Below are 4,119 nucleotides of genomic sequence, written 5' to 3' on the forward strand. Positions count from 1 at the left end.
GGAGCACCTGTCCGCGCTGCGGGCCATCCCCGGCCTGGACGTGGTCCGCCCCGCCGACGCCGACCACGCCGGCCCCGGCGTCACCGTCGCCCACCAGGACGAGTGGTGCGTGGCTGCCGGTCACCGGATCGAACTCGACCCTGGTGCTGATGCTGCTGGCCGTGGTGGCGTTCTGCGTCGGCGGAATCCTCTTCGTGATGGCTTACGAACGCCGTCGGCGGTTCACCACACCCGAATGACGCCCGGCCGAGGCCGGGCAGGCCGAGCGGCTAGGCTTGGCGACGTTGTGTCCGGATGCCACCGTGGGTCGGCTACCGCCCGAAAGCTGGAGTTCTCATGACCACGACGCTGCCCGCGTACGACGAGGTCGTCGCGCGCTACGAGCCGGTGATCGGCCTGGAGACCCACGTCGAGCTGGGCACGAACACGAAGATGTTCTGCGGCTGCCCGACCGACTTCGGCGGCGAGCCGAACACCCGGGTCTGCCCGGTCTGCCTGGGCCTGCCCGGCTCGCTGCCGGTGGCCAACAAGGCGGCCATCGAGGCGACCATCCGGATCGGTCTCGCGCTGAACTGCTCCATCGCGGAGTGGTGCCGGTTCGCCCGGAAGAACTACTTCTACCCGGACATGCCGAAGAACTTCCAGATCAGCCAGTACGACGAGCCGCTCTGCGTCGACGGCTACCTGGACGTCGAGGTGAACGGCGAGATGGTGCGGATCGGCATCGAGCGGGTGCACCTGGAGGAGGACACCGGCAAGACGCTGCACGTCGGCGGTGCCACCGGCCGGATCCACGGCGCGACCGAGTCGCTGGTCGACTACAACCGGGCCGGCATCCCGCTGGTCGAGATCGTCACCAAGCCGATTCCCGGCACCGGCGCCCTCGCCCCCGAGATCGCCCGCGCGTACGTCACCGAGCTTCGCGACGTGCTCCGCTCGCTCGGCGTCTCCGACGTACGCATGGAGGAGGGCTCGCTGCGCTGCGACGTCAACACCTCGCTGAACCTGCCGGGCGAGGAGTGGGGCACCCGCACCGAGACCAAGAACGTCAACTCGCTGCGCTCGGTCGAGCGGGCGGTCCGCTCGGAGATGCTGCGCCAGGCCGCGGTGCTCGACGCGGGCGGGCGGATCACCCAGGAGACCCGGCACTTCCACGAGGACACCGGGGACACCACCCCGGGCCGGTCCAAGGAGACCGCCACCGACTACCGGTACTTCCCCGAGCCGGACCTGGTGCCCCTCGCCCCGGACGTGGCCTGGGTGGCCGAGCTGAAGGCCGCCCTGCCGGAGCTGCCCCGGCTGCACCGGCGACGCCTCCAGGAGGCGTGGGGGCTGTCCGATCTCGACATGCAGTCGGTGCTCAACGCCGGCGCGGTCGAGCTGATCGAGAAGACGGTCGCCGCGGGTGCCTCGCCGGCCGCCGCCCGCAAGTGGTGGCTGGGCGAGCTGTCCCGGCGGGCCAACGAGGCGGGCGTGGAGCTGGCCGACATCGGGGCCACCCCGACCCAGGTCGCCGAGCTGCAGAGCCTGGTCGACGCCGGCAAGCTCAACGACAAGCTGGCCCGCACCGTGCTGGAGGGCGTGGTCGCCGGCGAGGGCTCGCCGACCGAGATCATGACCAACCGGGGGCTGGAGGTCGTCTCCGACACCGGCGCGCTGACCGCCGCCGTGGACGAGGCGATCGCCGCCAACCCGGAGATCGCCGACAAGGTCCGCAGCGGCAAGGTGGCCGCGGCCGGCGCACTGGTCGGCGCGGTCATGAAGACCACCCGCGGCCAGGCCGACGCCAAGACCGTCCGCGACCTGATCCTCGAACGCCTCGGCGCCTGAGGTGTAAGGAAGGGCCCCTTCTTAACGCCTCGTGTAGAGGAGGGGCCCCTTCTTAACGGCCGAGGCAGCAAGCGTGCAGCAGGCGCGACCCGCGCCACCCCCGTGAGGGCGTCAACGGCGACGCCCGGATGGAGTCCACCGTGAACCAGCACGACCTCGATGTCCTCGACGAGATCCAGCGACGGGTGCTGTGGCTCGCCACCCGCATCGTGGACGCGGCCAACCACGAGCGCAGCACCGGCGACGGGGTCAAGGTCGGCGGACACCAGGCGTCCAGCGCCTCCCTGGTCACCGCGATGACCGCGCTGTGGTTCGCCCACCTGGACGCCGAGGACCGGGTCGCGGTGAAGCCGCACGCCTCGCCGGTGTTCCACGCCATCCAGTACCTGCTCGGCAACCTGGACCGGTCGTACCTGACCCGGCTGCGGGCGCGGGGCGGTCTGCAGTCGTACCCGTCGCGGACCAAGGACCCGGACGGCGTGGACTTCTCCACCGGGTCGGTCGGCCTCGGCGCCGCCGCGCCGCTGTTCGCCGCCGTGACCCGCCGCTACGTCGACGCGCACTTCGGCGCCCGGCCGCAGTCCCGGTTCGTCGCGCTGATCGGTGACGCCGAGCTGGACGAGGGCAACATCTGGGAGGCGGTCGCCGACCCGGCCACCACCGGGCTCGGCAACGTGATGTGGGTGGTCGACTTCAACCGGCAGTCGCTGGACCGGGTCGTCCCCGGCGTACGGATCGACCAGTGGCGCGGCCAGTTCGAGGCCGCCGGCTGGCACGTGGTCGAGGTGAAGTACGGCCGCCGGCTCGCCCAGGCGTACGCCCGGCCGGGCGGCGACGCGCTGCGCGACTGGATCGACGCGATGCCGAACGAGCAGTACCAGTCGCTGTTCGGGTTGACCGGGCCGGAGCAGCGCAAGCAGTTCCTGGACGGGGCACCGGCCGCGGTGGCCGCGTTCGTCGCCGACATCGCCGACGAGGAGCTGGGCCCGCTCGTCACCGACCTGGGCGGGCACGACCTCACCGCGCTGCTCGACGCGTACGCGCAGTGCGACGCGGTGACCGACCGGCCGAGCGTGGTGTTCGCGTACACCGTCAAGGGTTGGGGTCTGCCGATCGCGGGCAATCCGCGTAACCACTCGGCGCTGCTCACCGGCGAGCAGGTCGCCGCGTTGCGGGCCGCGCACGGGCTGACCCGCGACACCGAGTGGGACCGCCTCGACCCGGCGTCGCCGGCCGGGATCCGGGCCGGGCAGCGCCGGGAGGCGCTGTCCCGACCGCCGCGTGAGCGGGCGCTCGGGGTCACCGTCCCGCAGACCACGAGGGTACGCGCGAACAAGCCGATCTCCACCCAGGAGGTGTTCGGCCGGGTGCTGGTCGACCTGGCCCGTGACCCGCAGGTCGGGAAGTACCTCGTCACCACCGCGCCGGACGTGGCGACCTCGACCAACCTGGCCGGGTTCATCAACAAGACCGGTGTGTTCGCCCCGACCGCCCAGCGCTCCTGGTCGGAGGACCGGATGCTGCGCTGGACGGAGAGCCCCGACGGGCAGCACATCGAGCTGGGCATCTCCGAGATGAACCTGTTCCTGCTGCTCGGTCAGCTCGGCCTGTCCTGGGATCTGTCCGGGCAGCCGCTGCTACCGGTCGGCACCGTGTACGACCCGTTCGTGCTGCGCGGCCTGGATGCCTTCCTCTACGGCACCTACTCCGGCTCCCGGTTCGTGGTGGCCGGCACCCCGTCCGGCATCACCCTCGCCCCGGAGGGCGGCGCCCACCAGTCGACCATCACCGCGAGCGTGGGCCTGGAACTGCCCGGGGTGACCTTCGTCGAGCCGGCGTACGCGGCCAGCCTGGACTGGCTGCTCTGCGACGCGTTCGGCCACATCGCCGGCGCACCGCAGCCGACGCCGACCGCCGCGCCAGCGGAGGACGGGGCGTACTACTTCCGGCTCAGCACCCGGCCGGTCGACCAGGCGCCGTTCGAGGCCGCCCGCGCCCGGCTCGGCGACGCGGTGCTACGCCGGCAGGTGCTCGCCGGGGCGTACCGGCTGGTCGACGCCCACCAGGCGTACCCGCACCTGGCCGACGCCCCGACGGTGCAACTGGCCGCCTCCGGCGCGGTGCTGCCCGAGGTGATCGCCGCGGCGGCGGAACTGGCCGACGAGGGCGTCGCCGCCCATGTGGTCGACGTCACCAGCCTGGACCGCCTGTACCGGGCCTGGCAGCGCACCCTGCGGCAGGGCGTACGCACCGCCACCGTGCCCAGCGTGCCCGGCGCGCTGCGGTCGG

General features: G+C 72.4%; 2 protein-coding genes. Both read left to right on the top strand.

From position 1 onward, the window contains the following. Nucleotides 1-336 precede the first annotated feature (336 nt). Complete coding sequence (gene gatB / locus AB0M52_RS31625) at nucleotides 337-1,830, top strand: Asp-tRNA(Asn)/Glu-tRNA(Gln) amidotransferase subunit GatB (RefSeq protein ID WP_363961288.1); 1,494 nt, start codon at nucleotides 337-339, stop codon at nucleotides 1,828-1,830. Nucleotides 1,831-1,970: 140 nt separating this feature from the next. Continuing rightward, a partial coding sequence (locus AB0M52_RS31630; protein WP_363961290.1) for a pyruvate dehydrogenase occupies nucleotides 1,971-4,119 on the top strand: 2,149 nt, incomplete at its 3' end.

Source organism: Micromonospora sp. NPDC051296 (assembly GCF_040682255.1).
GTDB classification, from domain to species: domain Bacteria; phylum Actinomycetota; class Actinomycetes; order Mycobacteriales; family Micromonosporaceae; genus Micromonospora; species Micromonospora craterilacus.

What these genes read in the sequence shown, in the direction of transcription:
- gatB (WP_363961288.1), top strand. Translation starts at nt 337, where the DNA reads ATGACCACGACGCTGCCCGCGTACGACGAGGTCGTCGCGCGCTACGAG.